General features: G+C 45.1%; 12 protein-coding genes. 7 read left to right on the forward strand and 5 right to left on the reverse strand.

Annotated features, from left to right (window positions below; all coding sequences use genetic code 11):
- Positions 1–28: 28 nt before the first annotated feature.
- The gene (locus ACFQ21_RS16290) at positions 29–2422 is read right to left on the reverse strand and encodes a S8 family peptidase (protein WP_377580340.1); all 2394 of its coding nucleotides are present in this window, start codon (positions 2420–2422) and stop codon (positions 29–31) included.
- A gap of 462 nt (positions 2423–2884) precedes the next feature.
- On the opposite strand from ACFQ21_RS16290, the gene ACFQ21_RS16295 reads away from it, so the two are divergent.
- Entirely contained in the window at positions 2885–3265 is a 381-nt protein-coding gene (locus tag ACFQ21_RS16295) for a PH domain-containing protein (RefSeq protein WP_377580341.1), read from the forward strand.
- 56 nt (positions 3266–3321) lie between these two features.
- On the opposite strand, the gene ACFQ21_RS16300 is transcribed toward ACFQ21_RS16295, so the two are convergent.
- Together ACFQ21_RS16300 and ACFQ21_RS16305 are read right to left on the reverse strand one after the other, a co-directional pair.
- Positions 3322–3582 (reverse strand): NifU family protein, encoded by a 261-nt coding sequence (locus ACFQ21_RS16300; RefSeq protein ID WP_377580342.1) that lies wholly within the window; start codon positions 3580–3582, stop codon positions 3322–3324.
- A 59-nt stretch (positions 3583–3641) separates the two neighbouring features.
- A complete protein-coding gene (locus tag ACFQ21_RS16305; RefSeq protein ID WP_377580343.1) occupies positions 3642–4727 on the reverse strand; it encodes an Mrp/NBP35 family ATP-binding protein in 1086 nt (361 codons plus the stop codon).
- Positions 4728–4977: 250 nt separating this feature from the next.
- On the opposite strand from ACFQ21_RS16305, the gene dnaG reads away from it, so the two are divergent.
- From dnaG to surE, 4 genes are all read left to right on the forward strand, one after another.
- Positions 4978–6906 carry a DNA primase gene (gene dnaG / locus ACFQ21_RS16310; RefSeq protein WP_377580344.1) on the forward strand — a complete coding sequence of 643 codons (1929 nt, stop codon included), beginning with the start codon at positions 4978–4980 and terminating at the stop codon, positions 6904–6906.
- Positions 6907–7023: 117 nt separating this feature from the next.
- Entirely contained in the window at positions 7024–8247 is a 1224-nt protein-coding gene (locus tag ACFQ21_RS16315) for a bifunctional 3,4-dihydroxy-2-butanone-4-phosphate synthase/GTP cyclohydrolase II (RefSeq protein WP_377580345.1), read from the forward strand.
- Positions 8244–8912, forward strand: coding sequence for a hypothetical protein (locus ACFQ21_RS16320; RefSeq protein ID WP_377580346.1), 669 nt, complete (start codon positions 8244–8246; stop codon positions 8910–8912). The genes ACFQ21_RS16315 and ACFQ21_RS16320 overlap by 4 nt, the downstream gene beginning before the upstream one ends.
- 37 nt (positions 8913–8949) lie before the next feature.
- The gene (surE, locus tag ACFQ21_RS16325; RefSeq protein ID WP_377580347.1) at positions 8950–9777 is read left to right on the forward strand and encodes a 5'/3'-nucleotidase SurE; all 828 of its coding nucleotides are present in this window, start codon (positions 8950–8952) and stop codon (positions 9775–9777) included.
- A 225-nt stretch (positions 9778–10002) separates the two neighbouring features.
- Here surE and ACFQ21_RS16330 read toward each other — a convergent pair whose 3' ends face one another.
- Entirely contained in the window at positions 10003–10962 is a 960-nt protein-coding gene (locus tag ACFQ21_RS16330; RefSeq protein WP_377580348.1) for a glycosyltransferase family 2 protein, read from the reverse strand.
- Positions 10963–11221: 259 nt separating this feature from the next.
- On the opposite strand from ACFQ21_RS16330, the gene ACFQ21_RS16335 reads away from it, so the two are divergent.
- On the forward strand, positions 11222–12829 hold the full coding sequence (locus tag ACFQ21_RS16335) for an ArnT family glycosyltransferase (RefSeq protein WP_377580349.1): 1608 nt from the start codon (positions 11222–11224) through the stop codon (positions 12827–12829).
- 71 nt (positions 12830–12900) lie between these two features.
- On the opposite strand, the gene ACFQ21_RS16340 is transcribed toward ACFQ21_RS16335, so the two are convergent.
- Positions 12901–13590: a phosphatase PAP2 family protein gene (locus tag ACFQ21_RS16340; RefSeq protein WP_377580350.1), complete on the reverse strand. Its 690-nt coding sequence runs from the start codon at positions 13588–13590 to the stop codon at positions 12901–12903.
- Between the two features lie 276 nt (positions 13591–13866).
- On the opposite strand from ACFQ21_RS16340, the gene ACFQ21_RS16345 reads away from it, so the two are divergent.
- Positions 13867–16029 (forward strand): glutamine synthetase III family protein, encoded by a 2163-nt coding sequence (locus ACFQ21_RS16345; protein ID WP_377580351.1) that lies wholly within the window; start codon positions 13867–13869, stop codon positions 16027–16029.
- Positions 16030–16043 lie beyond the last annotated feature (14 nt).

Consider the following 16043-nt stretch of genomic DNA (forward strand, 5'->3'; position numbering starts at 1 on the left):
CCCATTTTACAACTTCATCAAACACTCGTTACTTGGTTTTTCTATTTCCCCGAAGTGCCCAGGTGATGCGACCTACCTGCAGTCCTTCGTGTGACTGACCGATTGCCAGGTGGTGCATGCCGTTTTCATAACCTTTGCCTCCGGATACAATAAACTGACATTTGAACTTGCCGCCTTTCGGAAGAACCATGTTGCAGAGTTTGATCTTGCGCAGGTGAGGCAACAGTATACGTGCCGTCTTTTTCCGCTTGTCAGCTTTCACTTCAATGCCTCTCAGGTTCATGAAAGCAAACAGGTTTAGCGGAACTTCGAGCCACAACTGCGCATTCTCAGGAAGTGCGCGAATCAGCTCGATATCAAAAATTCTGCGCTTATCAGGTGCACCGGTAATATTAAATTGCATCGCAGCACTTGGTTCGCTCGGATCAACATCCACTACATTAAAGTTTCGCCAGGTAACATTGTTATAGTTACGAATGAAGTTAGTGAAATCATTCCAGTCAAAATTACCGGGTGCTGGTATAGGAGGTGCTGCGTCCTGAGCGTGATTCAATATACCTACAAAGCAGTAATGTCCTTCGGCAGGTATATCGGCAGAAGGCCATGTCACGGCATCTGTAACAACCATCGTATCGCCCACTGGTACATTTACCGGATTTGATGTGCCGATGAGGTGCCACATATCCGGAGTTACCAGGGTGGCTACTTCGCTCCAGTATACGGTGGAGGTAACACCATTTGCCGCGCTGCCACCTCTGTTCCTGATTCTGGCATATATATAGTTGTCCTGTCCGAATTCAACGGTATAGCCCAGTGTATTGGAGTTCTCCGTTCCGCTACCTTCGCCAAACGCGGCAGTCGGGTTGGCTACAAGGGTAGGAGTAACAATTATATCCGGACTTGCACTGATAGCACCGGCACTTGGTACTGTGCCGATATCACCAACATAGTCGCGCATATATACATCGGCCGTTATTTCCAATGTATGTTCAATGATGGCGCGAAGATCAGGCATTACGCCAATGTTGCCGGCTACCCCGCCTCCTTGTGGCGTTCCTGTGGCCGGGTCTGACAGCAGTGAACGCATTTGCAACGGTGAGAGTAGAGTTAAGGCAGTTGCTTTGTACATACCTTGCAGCGTTAGTGCAGCGCCAACAATAATTGGTGAAGCACCACTCGTACCGCCGAAGCTGCTGGTATAGTCATCGTTCAAGGTAGCAGTGCCATCGCCACCCAATGATATATTGGAGCCGCGGTTGCTATAGCCTGCTGTAACTATATCTTCACCCCACGCATAGCAATCGATACGCGAACCAAAGTTGGAGAAGCTTGCACGATCATGCGGTGTTGTGGAAACTGATGCACCTACCATGATAGCACCCGAATCGCGGAAATGTATACTGCCACGATTCAGTATTGTTAAACCCGAGCCGTTTACCCAGGCATCCAGGTCTTCATTACCATTACCTGCAGCTTCTACTACAACTATACCGTTGGCAACTGCGAGACGTATAGCATCGAAGTCGGCACTGTCAGTTTCTGTTGGCAGGAATGAACGTTGCACTTCCAGTAGCAATACATCGCCTGCGTTCATGTTTGTTATGGCGGATACAATAGCATCCGCAACGTGCAGTGCTGTATTGGTAGCGGCTTCGTAATGCGAAACCATACGCACATAACTTACCGAAGGTGCTATACCGACTACACCGCGCGTATTGTCAACGCCTATAATTTCTCCGAGCACCGCTGTACCATGGTCACCAATATAGGTTCCCACACCATGACGGTTGTCGTTGAATACGAGTGTCGGCCCGGCAGCAGCCAGATCTTCATGTCCGGGTATCCATCCTTGTTCAAGGTCTACCAATCCTACACCTATACCGGCACTGTTGGGTTGTGTCCATGCCCAGCGGGCATCGATACCATCGGGAGCAGCATCTACATAACCTTGTTGTGCAGCGAGTACATCGTCTGCAGGATTAACGAGCGGATCGGTAACCGACATTTCTTTATAGGCAGTCTCAACTTCATGTGCTTCCTGGAACATGCGTATCAACTCATCCGGGTTGCCATCGTAGTGGCGGTAGTCAAGTCGCCAGTAATTGGACAAGCTGTTAACCGGTGGTAACTCGGATTGCTGTGCTTTGCGTTCGAGTTCTTTCAACTGTGCTACGGAAACACTTTTTATACTTCTTCGAAAAGACTTGGGCGGATATTTCTCCAAAATGTTTGATACTCTATCCATTTGATTTTTGCGGGCAAACTCCTTCAGATTATCGCCTTCGAGATACGAGTACTGATCGGATAACCTGACAATAACAAAACCACTGAATGGTTTTACCTTTTCGGCATGATTAAAACTTCGTTTTGTGTTTCGCCTTTGATCTAAAGTGAAACAGCGAGGGTTTTGATGGTTGTACATACAGAAAAATTTTAGATGAACTGGGAAAGTTTACAATGCAGCCAATGGCAGCCAACGGATAAAATGATACAATGACTCTTGAACGTAAATTTGATTTCCTATTCCGATAGGGTGGGAATAAGTAAGCGGAAAGCAGGGCGACAAAAAAAGCTGCACTTTTTACAACGAGAAAGCTGCAGCGGGTTCTGTTATCAAAGATAGCAATTCAGCGACCTGATGTATACCTTCGCGCACTATTAATTTTATGTGACTACACGCGAATTCCCTTTTTAGCATGTTGCACCAAGTAAAGTCTGCACAATCGTGCTATATACATAGCAGTGCGTTGGTATTGCATATATACTTCGCTGAGGTTAAAATGAGCTGAAGTATATATAGCGTATATACGATCAGGTGACTTGATGTGCGGTTGTTGTACAATATAAATTTGTTCTTAACTTAAGCACAGATAATATATATACTATGGGATTATTTTCAGCACTACTTGGCAATGCCGGTGCAGTAGGTAAAGAAGAACTTGTAAAAGACTTCGGAAAACTGTTGATTGATGGTGAAGAAATTGAATTAGGCTTCAAGCTGATTCGCGATACCTTTATCTTCACCTCCAAACGACTTATACTCGTTGATAAGCAAGGTATAACCGGAAGTAAAACCGAGTATATGTCGGTTGCCTATAAAAATATTTCAAGATTCAGTGTAGAGACGGCCGGCACGTTCGACCTCGATGCTGAATTAAAAATCTGGATTTCCAGCGAAGTGCACCCCAGTATTACCAAGAAGTTTAATAAATCGGTAAATGTATACGATGTGCAAAATGTACTGGCCCATCATGTATTGAAGTGAGTATTATAGCCGATCAACTATATACTCATAGCTCGCGCCTCATGGCTGCAGCTGATTTAATTCGCGATAGGAGTCAGGTTGATCACCTCGATTCCTTTTATTTCAGGCACATCGCGCTTGATAGCAGCTTCAACGCCTGCTTTAAAAGTCATGGTAGACATGCGGCAATTACCACAGGCGCCAACAAACTCAAGCTTCACAACGTGCTCGGGTGTAACCTCATTGATTTTTACATTACCGCCATCAGCCTCCAGGTACGGGCGAATGGAGTTCAGCGAAGTTTCAATTTTCTGGGTCAGTTCTTCAAGCGTATTCATCCGGTATATATGTTATGCTACCTTTTGCACTGCTAAGGTAGCTATTCTCGTTTAATTTTTTACTTCACAGCGGTAACCAGCGTTGGCTTCTGCGCATTTCGGATGGCGATCTGTCGCGCCATCGTCTTTGCCAGTGCCTGGAATGCTTCAGCCGTTGGGCCTTCTTTCATTGCTGCCGGTAAACCACTGTCGCCACTTTCGCGAATGCCCTGCACCAATGGTATCTGCCCTAAAAATGGAACGTTATGCTTTTCTGATAAGTTCTTGCCTCCGTCTTTCCCGAATATATAGTATTTGTTATCCGGTAATTCTTCGGGAGTGAAGTACGCCATGTTCTCAACGACACCCAGTATAGGTACATTGATCTGCGGCTGCATAAACATAAGCATGCCTTTGTTGGCATCTGCCAATGCTACTTTCTGTGGTGTGGTAACAATCACAGCACCGGTAACCGGCACAGTCTGCACCATGGTTAAATGTATATCGCTTGTACCGGGAGGTAGGTCTATCAGCAAGTAATCAAGTTCCCCCCAATCAGCATCACTGAAAAATTGCTTGAGTGCCGAGCTCGCCATCGGACCACGCCATATCACAGCACTATCAGGCGGAGCCAGAAATCCGATCGAGATCAGCTTTACGCCATACTGTTCTATTGGTATAATAATATTGCGACCGTTCACCTGTTTTACCATCGGCTGCTCATACTCGCAGTTGAACATTACCGGTATAGATGGTCCGTAAATATCAGCATCGATCAAACCTACTTTGGCTCCGGTCTGTGCCAGTGCTACAGCGAGGTTGGAAGTAACCGTAGATTTACCCACGCCACCTTTACCAGAAGCAACGGCAATAATATTTTTTACACCAGGCAACAGGGGAGCGTTATCACGCAGCGTGGTAACAGAAGAGGTCATGAAAATATCAATCTCCACATCCGGTCCCACCACACTTTCAACAGCCTCTTCACAATCCTGGCGTATCTTTTCTTTCAACGGACAGGCCGGAGTGGTTAATACTACGGTGAAGCTTACTTTTTTAGGTTCCACCTTTACATCTTTAATCATGTTCAGGCTTACCAGATCGCGTTTCAAGTCAGGATCTTCTACTTTAGAAAGAGCTTTGAGGATGTCGGTTGATGTAATCATTTCAAAATGTCAAATTTCAGATAGCGGATTAAAGTTCCGGGCAACTCTATTTATTCAAGATTATTCGAACCAAAATCCGGAATCCGCCTGAAAATCGAGCGCAATTTAGATCGAAAGAGGCACAACTCCATAGCCTTTAACATATTGGTTGTGGTATCTGACAATTGACAGGAAATAGATATCACAAATGATATAACGAAACTGTGTTCCCAGTATCTTTGCCCACAGCCCAAGCTGTTTTAATGAAGAAATGATCTCCCGTGAAACAATAGATGAAGTAAGGAGCCGCGTTGACATTGTTGATGTGATAGGGGATTTTGTGTCTCTGAAACGTAGTGGCCAGAATTACAAGGCGTTAAGCCCGTTTACAAACGAAAAGACAGCTTCGTTTTATGTTGTGCCGGCCAAAGGTATCTTTAAAGATTTCAGCAGTGGCAAAGGTGGCGACAGCATCACGTTTGTGATGGAGCACGAGGGCATGAGCTACATTGAAGCTATTCGTTACCTCGCTAAAAAATACGGTGTTGATCTGAAAGAGGAGGCTCGTTCCTCTGAAGAGATCTATCAGCAAAGCGACCGCGACAGACTGTACGCGCTGATGAACTATGCGAAGGATTACTACAAGGAATCGCTTACCCAATCAGAGGAAGGTCAGAGCATCGGTCTAAGTTATTTTCGTGAGCGCGGTTTTAATGATCGCACACTCGAAAAATTTGAGCTGGGCTATAGCTTCAACGAGTGGGATCATTTGAGTAAAAAAGCACTCGGGATTGGCTACACGGAAGAACTGTTGGAGAAAGCAGGACTCATCATAAAAAAAGATGGCGGAAGATTTTATGATCGCTTTCGCGGAAGGGTAATTTTCCCGGTGCATAATCTTTCCGGAAAAGTTATCGCGTTTGGTGCGCGTATACTTACCAAAGAGAAAGATCAGCCCAAATATATAAACTCACCTGAAACAGAAATATACCACAAGAGCAACGTGCTCTATGGAATGTTTCAGGCAAAGAACGCTATACGCAGAGAAGATTTCTGCTATATCGTAGAAGGTTATACCGATGTGATGTCCATGCATCAGTCGGATGTTGATAACGTGGTGGCATCTTCTGGTACAGCCTTTACCGAAGAGCAGATTAAACTCATCAGGCGCTTCACAGAAAACGTAACGGTACTCTTCGATGGTGATGCTGCCGGTATTAAAGCAGCGCTGCGTGGTATTGACCTGGTATTGAAAGGCGGCTTGAACGTACGCGTGGTATTGTTGCCCGATGGTGATGACCCGGACAGCTTCTCCAAGAAAATGGGAAGCACGGAGTTCAAGCAATACCTGAAAGATCACACCAAAGATTTTATATCCTTCAAGATCGATCTGCTTGCCGGAGAGTCCGGGCACGACCCGATCAAGAAAGCCGAAGCGATACGCGAGATTGTTACAACCATATCGCTGATACCGGATCCGATCAAACGCTCTGTATATATACAGGAAACGGGACAGTTACTGAAGATACAGGAAACCGTTCTGCTCACTGAGCTCAACAAAATATTGATCGGTGAGCGGCAGAAGGATCAGCAGGAAAAAACACGCGGTAATAACCGGGATAACCGGGCACCCGTTGCAGATATACTGCCGGACGTGGCAACCGGTTCCAAACTTGATACGTCTGGTATGGTGCAGGTGCAGGAGCGGGAAACCATACGTCTGCTGCTCAACTATGCCGAGAATGCGTACGATGACAAACGCCTCATTGATTTTATGATGGCCGAGCTGGAAGACGTTGAGTTTGTAAACCCGGTATATAAAGAAATTTACCTGGCCATACGCGAAGGCGCAGAGCAGGGCGAAGTGCGCGATCCGCTATATTTTATGGAACACGGTTCCGTTGCCGCGCGCAACATGGTGGCTGAGCTTACCACCACGCGTTATGAAACCAGTAAATCGTGGGGAGAAGAATTTCATATATACTTTCCGCACGAAAAAGAAATATTGCACGATGTAGCCTATACCAACGTGCTGCGGTTAAAATTCCGGATGATCCAGAAACTGATGGAAGAAAACCTGCAACAGATGAAGGTGGCTACAACCGAAGAAGACCTTGAAAAGTATTTTACCATACACGAGCAATTAAAAGGTGCCGAGAAAGAACTCGCAGTTATGCTCGGAATTGTAATTGCCAAGTAACGCTTTTTGGAACAGACTGACTAAAGTGTTTGTTAGAAGAGCAGATAAACGGAAGGTTCTGAATTTTTTCCACCGGAAACCATTCAGGATAAATATGTAGAACAGGAACTACTGAACATGGACGAAATAAAGCTAAACACGATCGAAGAAGCCCTTGAGGAAATCAAGAACGGAAAAGTAATTATTGTGGTGGATGATGAAGACCGTGAAAACGAAGGCGACTTTATTTGTGCTGCCGAATGTATTACACCAGAGATTGTTAACTTCATGGCCACGCATGGCCGCGGATTAATATGTGCTCCGTTGAATGAAGACCGCTGCGAAGAGCTTGGTCTCGAACTGATGGTTGGTAAAAATACCGCTGTGTTTGAAACACCGTTTACCGTATCGGTTGATCTGATAGGCCACGGTTGCACTACCGGTATTTCGGCCCACGATCGTTTCAAAACGATTCGCGCACTCGTTGATCCGGATACGAAACCGGAAGAACTTGGCAAGCCCGGACATATATTTCCATTGCGCGCCAAGCGTGGTGGTGTGTTGCGCAGAAGTGGTCATACCGAAGCTGCTATAGACTTTGCCCGTCTTGCCGGTTTTAAAGCTGCCGGTGTATTGGTAGAGATCATGAATGAAGATGGTACGATGGCGCGTTTGCCCGACCTGGTAAAAGTTGCACAGCGTTTTAATCTGAAACTTGTTTCCATCAAAGACCTGATCGAATATAGGCTCAAGAAAGAATCACTCATCAAACGCGAGATTGAAGTAGATATGCCAACCGAGCATGGTCACTTTAAACTGGTTGCATTCGAACAAACCAACACGCTGGATGTGCACATGGCATTAGTGAAAGGTACATGGGAGAAAGACGAACCGGTTATGGTGCGCGTACACTCTTCGTGTGTTACCGGAGATATATTCGGATCGTGCCGTTGTGATTGTGGTTCACAGTTACATCGCGCCATGGAGATAGTTGACAAAGAAGGTAAAGGTGTTGTACTTTACATGAAACAGGAGGGAAGAGGCATTGGCTTGCTGAACAAGTTGAAAGCCTATAAACTTCAGGAGCAGGGATTTGATACTGTAGAGGCAAACCTGCAACTTGGTTTTGATATGGATGAACGCGATTATGGTGTAGGTGCACAAATTCTTCGCGATTTAGGTATAACCAAAATCAAGCTTATTACGAATAACCCTAAGAAACGTGTCGGGTTGATGGGCTACGGACTGGAGATTGTTGATAATGTTCCCATCGAAATTGTACCGAATCCGCATAATGAACGTTATTTAATGACGAAGCGCGATAAACTCGGACATACTATATTGAAGTCTAAGGCTAAATGATAACATCGAAAGAAAAAAACGTACTGCTATATCCGGAACATGTCGCCTCGCTGCGAAGCACGTTCTTTTTTCTGGTATTGATCGCAACGTTTTTTTCTTTTCCCGCAAGGGCACAGCAATGGCCGTTCGAATTATGGCATGAAGGTAAAATTGTGCTGCTCGAAGGCGACACACTGAAAGGTCTGGTGAAGTATGACTTGCAGCAAGACCTGTTGCAGTATAATTACCGTGATCAGAAAGTAGAAGCTTACTCCGCCCGCAAAGTTCTCTTCTTTGAAATATTTGATAACACCGTTCATCGTTACCGCCAGTTTTTTGCCTTGCCCTATACAACACCTTCCGGATATCGCGCACCTGTATTTTTTGAGCTGCTCGAAGAAGGCAAGATGACACTGCTCGTGCGCGAAGCACTTGAAAATCGTACTTATAGTTCTCCTTACTATGTCGGCTCCTATACCCGCGTGGTGTTGGTATATAAATACTTCTTCATGGAAGAAGATGGCGACATCGTAGAATTCAACGGTAATAAAAATGATTTGCTCGACCTGATGGGCAAACGTGCGGAAGAAGTTGAGAAGTATATAAAGGCTAATCGACTGAAGTACGATGAAAAATACGACCTGGCGAAAATTATAGCATACTATAATTCTTTGTTCGGAACTTGAAGCACATTTTTTTTTAAATATATACACACACTCAATTATGTCCAGACCTCTTATACTTGTTTCCAACGATGATGGAATAACCTCGAAAGGAATTCTCACCCTGATTAACGTAATGAAAGATTTAGGCGATGTACTCGTAGTAGCGCCTGATAGTCCACAATCCGGAATGGGACACGCCATTACAGTAGGGGAGTCGTTGCGACTGGAAGAGAACCTGGTATTTAAAGGTGTGAAGGCTTACCAGTGCTCCGGTACACCGGCTGATTGCGTAAAGATGGCGCGTCACTTTGTATTGAAAGGACAACGTCAACCCGATGTTGTGGTGAGCGGCATCAATCATGGAAGCAATACTTCCATCAGCGTGCTATATTCAGGCACCATGTCTGCCGCTATAGAAGGCGCTATAGAAGGAACACCTGCCATTGGATTTTCACTTTGTGATTATTCGCATGATGCAGACTTTTCGCACGTAGAACCGTATGTGCGTAAAATTACCCAACAGGTTTTAGCAAAAGGCTTACCGAAAGGCGTTGCCCTCAATGTAAATTTCCCTCCCAAGCAAAATGAACCGTTAAAAGGTATACGTGTATGCCGCCAGGCAAATGCAAAGTGGGTGGAGGAATTTGATCAACGCTTTGATCCCAACGGGCGCAGATATTTCTGGATGGCAGGAAGTTTTGTAAACTTCGATAAAGGCGAAGACAACGATGAGTGGGCTATAGCGAACAACTACGTATCCGTAGTACCCTGTCAATTCGATCTCACAGCGCACCAAGCTATATCAATCTTAAACGAAGACTGGGAGATACTCGACCGCTCCGCCCAAGCCGAAGCAAGCGAATACCGCAAACCCGAAGAAAAATAGCTTCTGGCTACCAGCCGCTAGAAGTATATTTTTTACTATAGGATATACTTTGCTTAGCATAAATGTGCTGAAGCTAGAGGCTGGCAACTTGCAGCCTTTTTTTCTCGCGGCTCGAAGCTCAAAGCTCATAGCTGCTAAAAGAAAAATCTATACGATAGGATTTATTTCCCCTTCGTGCAAATCTACCTGCAGCTAGTAGCCAGTAACTTTTTCCTCTCTCGCATCTCACAACTCATAGCTCGCAGCTACTAGGCTCTTGCCACGAAACACTTCGCGTACATTGTACGTCTTCTTATTTTGCGATTCGTAGTAGGTGCGCATGATCAGTTCGGCAATGAGACCAAAGGTGAGAAACTGAATGCCGGCCAGTACAAGCGATACTCCGAGTATAAGCAACGGACGGCCCCATATATCTTGTCCCATGATTTTTAGGACAAGCATATAGAAGTTGATTACGAAGCCAATCATGAACGATACTATACCAATCGGACCGAATAGATGAATGGGCCTTCTGAAATATTTCTGAAAGAATACCATTAGCATCAGGTCGCTTGCTACTTTTAACGTGCGACCTATACCATATTTAGATTTACCATGAATACGAGCGTGATGTTTAACATCCATGTCGGTAATCTTTCCGCCTTGTAACACCGCGAGTATAGGAATGAAGCGGTGTAATTCTCCGTATAGTCCGAGACGTAATGCAATGTCACGTCTGAATACTTTCAGTGTGCAGCCATAATCGCGAATGAATACTCCGGTAAGATTACGAATCATGCGGTTGGCTATACGACTCGGTATCTTTCTCCACACCATACCATCCTTACGATTTTTGCGATTGCCGGCAACAACATCCCAGTTTTCTTCTTTGAGTTTCATCAGCATAGCCGGTATATCACTGGGGTCATTTTGCAAATCGCCATCCATGGTAACGATGTAATCACCGTGAGCGTGATCTATACCGGCAGCCATAGCTGCTGTTTGTCCGTAGTTACGATTAAAAGAAATTAATCGCGTGCGATGATCGGCCAGCGCTTTGATTTTGGCAACCGTTGCATCGGTAGAACCATCGTCTACCAGAATCAACTCATACTCATAATTCACAAGCGCCCTTCGTACACTATCAAACAGCGGAGCGATATTATCCTCTTCGTTCAGCAACGTAATAATCACCGATAGTTCCATATCCACAAAGTAACGCACCCTACATTGCTCAACCTTTACACACCCGTTAACATTTCATGAAGATAGCTTCATGCGGGGGTAACAGGGGAGATAGATTTTTAATTTAAAATTGCGCAGTAGAATGTGTTTAGGTGTGTACGTGGGCACGTGTTTACGTAGTTGATCTTATTATAACGTATATACTATCTATATCGGAGCACTTTGTGTATAAGTAAACGCACACACGTACATACCCAAACACGTAAACACGTAACAACGCATGAAAAACCTCCTCCTCCTGCTCATCCTCTCCACCGTAGTATATACCGCTAACATCTGGGGCACTTCCGTATATATACTGGATGAAGCCAAGAACGCGGGGTGTGCCATGGAAATGTATCAGCGGGGCGATTGGGTGGTGCCTACGTTTAATGATGCGTTGCGTACGGATAAGCCTCCGTTGCATTATTACTTCATGAAGGTGGGGTATAGTATATTTGGAATAACTCCGTTTGGTGCACGTATATTTTCTTCGATGATGGGTGTGCTTACGGTGCTGGTTGTATTTCTCTTCTGCAGAAAGATGTTAACGGAAGATGCTGCGTTTTATACCGGCATGATACTCGTGTCGTCTCTGCAGCTGGGTATACAATTTCATCTGGCAGTGCCTGATCCTTACCTGATCTTTTTTCTTACGCTTGGCTGGTTAAGTTTTATATATGCTTATATAGAAAAGAAGCGGGGATATTACTATATATTCTATGTGTCGATAGCACTGGCAACGTTGGCGAAAGGTCCGGTGGCCATGGTGTTTTCAGGAATACTGGTGTTGATCTTTTTACTCGCGCAACGCAATTTCAAATGGAAGACGTTGATGCAGCTGCGTCTCGTGCCGGGTGTATTACTTTTTCTGGCGATTGTGTTGCCCTGGTATATAGCCGTAGGAGTGGAGACACAGGGCGAGTGGCTGGAACAATTTTTCTTTAAGCACAATATAAGCCGCTTTACATCTTCCATGGAAGGGCATGGTGGTTTTCCGCTGGCATCAGTCGTGATCGTGATTGGTGCGCTCATGCCGTTTTCATTTTTCTTTCCGCAGGCTATACGCATGATCTGGAAAGATCAGAAGAAAGATGCATTCCTGCAGTTCTGTCTCCTTGCGATGGCCATTGTCATTGTGTTCTTTGCATTCTCGCGCACCATATTGCCGAGTTATCCTGAGCCTGCCGTTCCGTTCTTTGCTATACTATTAGGATACTTCTTTTATATCGTACAAAAGCGTGAAAAGGTAAAGCGTCTGCGGTTGCGCGTAAATGCATTGGTATATTTTATCATCGCGCTGGCTATACCTTTCGCAGTATGGATTGCGTTGCGTGCCGAGCACAACCTGCAAGACCTGTCAAGCCTTGCGGTATATTTCGTGCTGTTGCCGCTGGGTGCAGGTGCGGCACTGCTATATATCTGGAAGAAGGATCTCGATACAGCGCTATATGTTTATACGCTCACGGGCGTAACGTTTCTGATGATCTTTTTTTATGCTGCCTTTCCGGAAGTAGATCAGCGCAATCCGGTTTCGCAGAGTGTTGATTACATAGATCATCATAAACCTATACCGGTAGTAAGCTATCGTGATTTTAATCCGGCCTATGTGTTTTATTTTAAAGCGCCTGTAAAAAAAATCGAAACCGCAGATCAACTCAAAGCCTATCAGCAAACACAACCCCGGTACTATATAGTAACGCAAAAACGATATGTAGATGAGCTGCCCGCAAACGACTATCGCATAGTATACGAAGGAAAAGATCTCTTCGAACGCCCCGTAACCGTAGTCCTCGAACGCAAATGGCCCGGTTACAGTGAAGTCTATCCGCTGAACAACGAACACTAATAATCGTTAGCCGTTAATGGTTAGTCGTTGTCCGTGTCTGTTATTAACTGTTAACCATTAACGGATAACGATTAGCGGCTCCTCCTGATCTTAAAATCAAACGACTCCCTCTTCAAGAGCGCACCAATATCCAGCCTGCGATTCATCCACATCGGCAATTGATTCAACTCCATTACCTGCCAGACGATATAGGTTGAAAATGTACCTACTACAGCACCGGCTGCAACATCAATAAGAAAATGCTGGGCTAAGTATATACGGGAGTACCCCACCATAAACGCAAGTAACAATGTAAATACACCGATCGCTTTATTGCCGGAGATCAGGGCCAGAAAAAAAGCTGCACAAAAAGCAGTAGCAGTATGTCCGGAAGGAAACGAATTGAAATTGTGTACATCAACTCCGGGCACAAAGTGAATCAAATCATCGCCCAGGAATTTTCGCGGGCGCTCCAGTTTCGGAAACAATCCACGCTTGAACGCACTCACCAATATACCATGCAGCAAGGAAGCGATAAGCGCCGCTATAGCATGACGGAAACGAACAAAAGCAGCAAAGACAACGATCGGTATAAAGATCAACCCATCGCCAAGGTTAGTAATGGTTTTAAAGAAAAGATCAAGAAAAGCAGTATGGTGTCCGTTGATCCATAGTATATCCATTCCTTTATCAACACCGAGTGAAGCGATAAAGAGTAACGAGAGCACTACGATATAGTGCTTTACAACCGGGGTATCAGCGTTGGCAAGCGATATCTTCACAACAAAAGTATTTTGCCCAAACTTAACCGGCTGATTGAACCTAGTGATGATGCAGCGTTAATGCTTTGTTTAAGAAAAGAAGGTCGCTGTGTTATGTGCGCAGAACAGAATTAACGCACGGATAAATCAGAAATTCAAAATTTCATAGTCCTGCTTTGAAAAATAACCAGCTGCAAACGTGTTCTTAACAAAAAGTTAAAATTATGGGTATTTTTTAATGCCTGTCTCAAAAAATCCGATAGATTTGAACAACTACAACAAAAAATTCGACCACCTATGGCGCAACTACGATTTGAAGCTCTGAAGAAATTGAGCGAACGTACGCGTGTGCATGCTGATCTGCCCAGCACCAATGTCTCCAAGTTTTTTGGAGAAAATGTGTATGGCCCTGAGCAAATGCGCGCTACCCTGGCCCCAGGCCTTTACAAGAAGGTAAGTCAGGCAATCAAAAACCACGAAAAAATTGATGAAGTTACGGCCGATGCAGTAGCATCTGCAGCGAAATCCTGGGCTATTGCCAAGGGCGCAACGCACTTCACTCACTGGTTCCAACCCATGACGGGCGGAACGGCTGAGAAGCATGATTCATTCTTCGATGCACTTGCCGGCATTGAACGTTTCAAAGGAAGCGAGCTGGTTCAGCAAGAGCCTGATGCATCGTCTTTCCCAAGCGGTGGTATCCGCAGTACATTTGAGGCTCGCGGTTATACTGCATGGGATCCTACATCTCCTATGTTTGTATACGGTCGCACGCTTTGTATACCTACTGTATTTGTTTCCTATACGGGAGAAACACTGGATACAAAAGCACCTCTGTTAAAAGCATTGAAAGCAGTTGATATAGCAGCTACTAAAGTTTGCCAACTGTTCGATAAAGATATTCAACACGTTGTAGCATCACTCGGTGCTGAACAGGAATACTTTATTGTTGATAAAGCTCTTTTCGATGCTCGTCCTGACCTGGTAATGGCTGGCCGTTCTGTATTCGGACATGCTCCTGCCCGTGGACAGCAAATGGAAGATCACTATTTCGGATCAATCCCTTCGCGTGTTTATGATTTCATGAAAGATTTTGAAATCGAAGCATGGAAACTTGGTATACCGGTACGCACGCGTCACAACGAAGTTGCTCCGAGCCAGTTTGAGGTTGCTCCTTTATTTGAAGAAGTTAACGTAGCGAACGATCACAACCAGTTGATGATGGATGTGATGGGACGCGTAGCCGATAAACATAACCTGAGAGTTATATTCCATGAAAAACCTTTCGCAGGTTTGAACGGAAGCGGTAAACACAACAACTGGTCATTGATCACCGATACAGGTGTAAACCTGTACGCACCTACCAGCAGTGCCCGCGATAACCTCATGTTCCTCACGTTCTTCGTAACTACCATCAAAGCAGTACATGCTTATGGAGATCTGTTGCGTGCAAGTATAGCAACAGCAGCGAACGATTTCCGTCTTGGCGCGAACGAAGCTCCTCCTGCTATCATGTCAACGTTCATCGGTTCACAGATGACTGCTGTATTGGATGAGCTTGAGAAAAAAGGAAATGTAAAAATCGAGAAAGGCGATAACATGTATATGAAGCTTGGTATCGATCAGATTCCGGAAATCATCCTGGATGCTACCGATCGTAACCGTACTTCACCATTTGCCTTTACCGGAAATAAATTTGAATTCCGCGCAGTAGGTGGAAGCGATAACTGTGCAGTGGCAATGACCGCCCTGAACACGATCGTGGCAGAACAGCTTGATCAGTTCTTTGCAGCCGTATCAAAACAAATCGAGAAAGGCGAAGAGAAACGCCTGGCGATTGTAAATGTACTGCGTGAGTATATTAAAGAATCGAAAGATATTCGTTTCGAAGGAGACGGATACTCTGATGAATGGGTAGCAGAAGCTGCGAGGCGTAAACTGGGTAACGTTAAAAATACACCTCGTGCGCTGGATGCTTACCTCACTAAGCAATCCCTTGAATTGTTTGAGAAGCACGGTGTAATGTCACACAAAGAAACGGAAGCTCGTGTTGAGATCCGACTGGAAGCCTATATCAAGCGTGTACAAATTGAAGCACGTGTGATGGGTGACCTGGCGATGAACCACATCGTTCCGACTGCGATTGCTTACCAGACAAAACTGATTGAAAACGCTAACGGTCTGAAAGGACTTGGTGTGGATAACACTGCTGTAGTTCAAACCATCCGCGAAATCTCGGGTCATATCGATACCATCAAGAATGGTGTACGCGCTATGGTCGAAGATCGCAAGCGTATCAACAAAATTACCGATACACACAAGCGCGCTATAGCATACTGCGATGAGATCAAAGAGAAATACTTTGAAAGCATCCGCGATGCTGTTGACAAACTCGAGTTGCTGGTGGACAATGAAGATTGGCCATTGGTAAAATACAGAGAGTTGTTGTTCCTGCGCTAAGGAAGATACTCTGT

This window comes from Ohtaekwangia kribbensis, assembly GCF_042676245.1.
Classification (GTDB): domain Bacteria; phylum Bacteroidota; class Bacteroidia; order Cytophagales; family Cyclobacteriaceae; genus Ohtaekwangia; species Ohtaekwangia kribbensis.

Bases quoted from the DNA above. Each gene is read 5' to 3' on its own strand.
- ACFQ21_RS16290 (WP_377580340.1), bottom strand. From the start codon at position 2,422: ATGTACAACCATCAAAACCCTCGCTGTTTCACTTTAGATCAAAGGCGA.
- ACFQ21_RS16295 (WP_377580341.1), top strand. From the start codon at position 2,885: ATGGGATTATTTTCAGCACTACTTGGCAATGCCGGTGCAGTAGGTAAA.
- ACFQ21_RS16300 (WP_377580342.1), bottom strand. From the start codon at position 3,582: ATGAATACGCTTGAAGAACTGACCCAGAAAATTGAAACTTCGCTGAAC.
- ACFQ21_RS16305 (WP_377580343.1), bottom strand. From the start codon at position 4,727: ATGATTACATCAACCGACATCCTCAAAGCTCTTTCTAAAGTAGAAGAT.
- dnaG (WP_377580344.1), top strand. From the start codon at position 4,978: ATGATCTCCCGTGAAACAATAGATGAAGTAAGGAGCCGCGTTGACATT.
- ACFQ21_RS16315 (WP_377580345.1), top strand. From the start codon at position 7,024: ATGGACGAAATAAAGCTAAACACGATCGAAGAAGCCCTTGAGGAAATC.
- ACFQ21_RS16320 (WP_377580346.1), top strand. From the start codon at position 8,244: ATGATAACATCGAAAGAAAAAAACGTACTGCTATATCCGGAACATGTC.
- surE (WP_377580347.1), top strand. From the start codon at position 8,950: ATGTCCAGACCTCTTATACTTGTTTCCAACGATGATGGAATAACCTCG.
- ACFQ21_RS16330 (WP_377580348.1), bottom strand. From the start codon at position 10,962: ATGGAACTATCGGTGATTATTACGTTGCTGAACGAAGAGGATAATATC.
- ACFQ21_RS16335 (WP_377580349.1), top strand. From the start codon at position 11,222: ATGAAAAACCTCCTCCTCCTGCTCATCCTCTCCACCGTAGTATATACC.
- ACFQ21_RS16345 (WP_377580351.1), top strand. From the start codon at position 13,867: ATGGCGCAACTACGATTTGAAGCTCTGAAGAAATTGAGCGAACGTACG.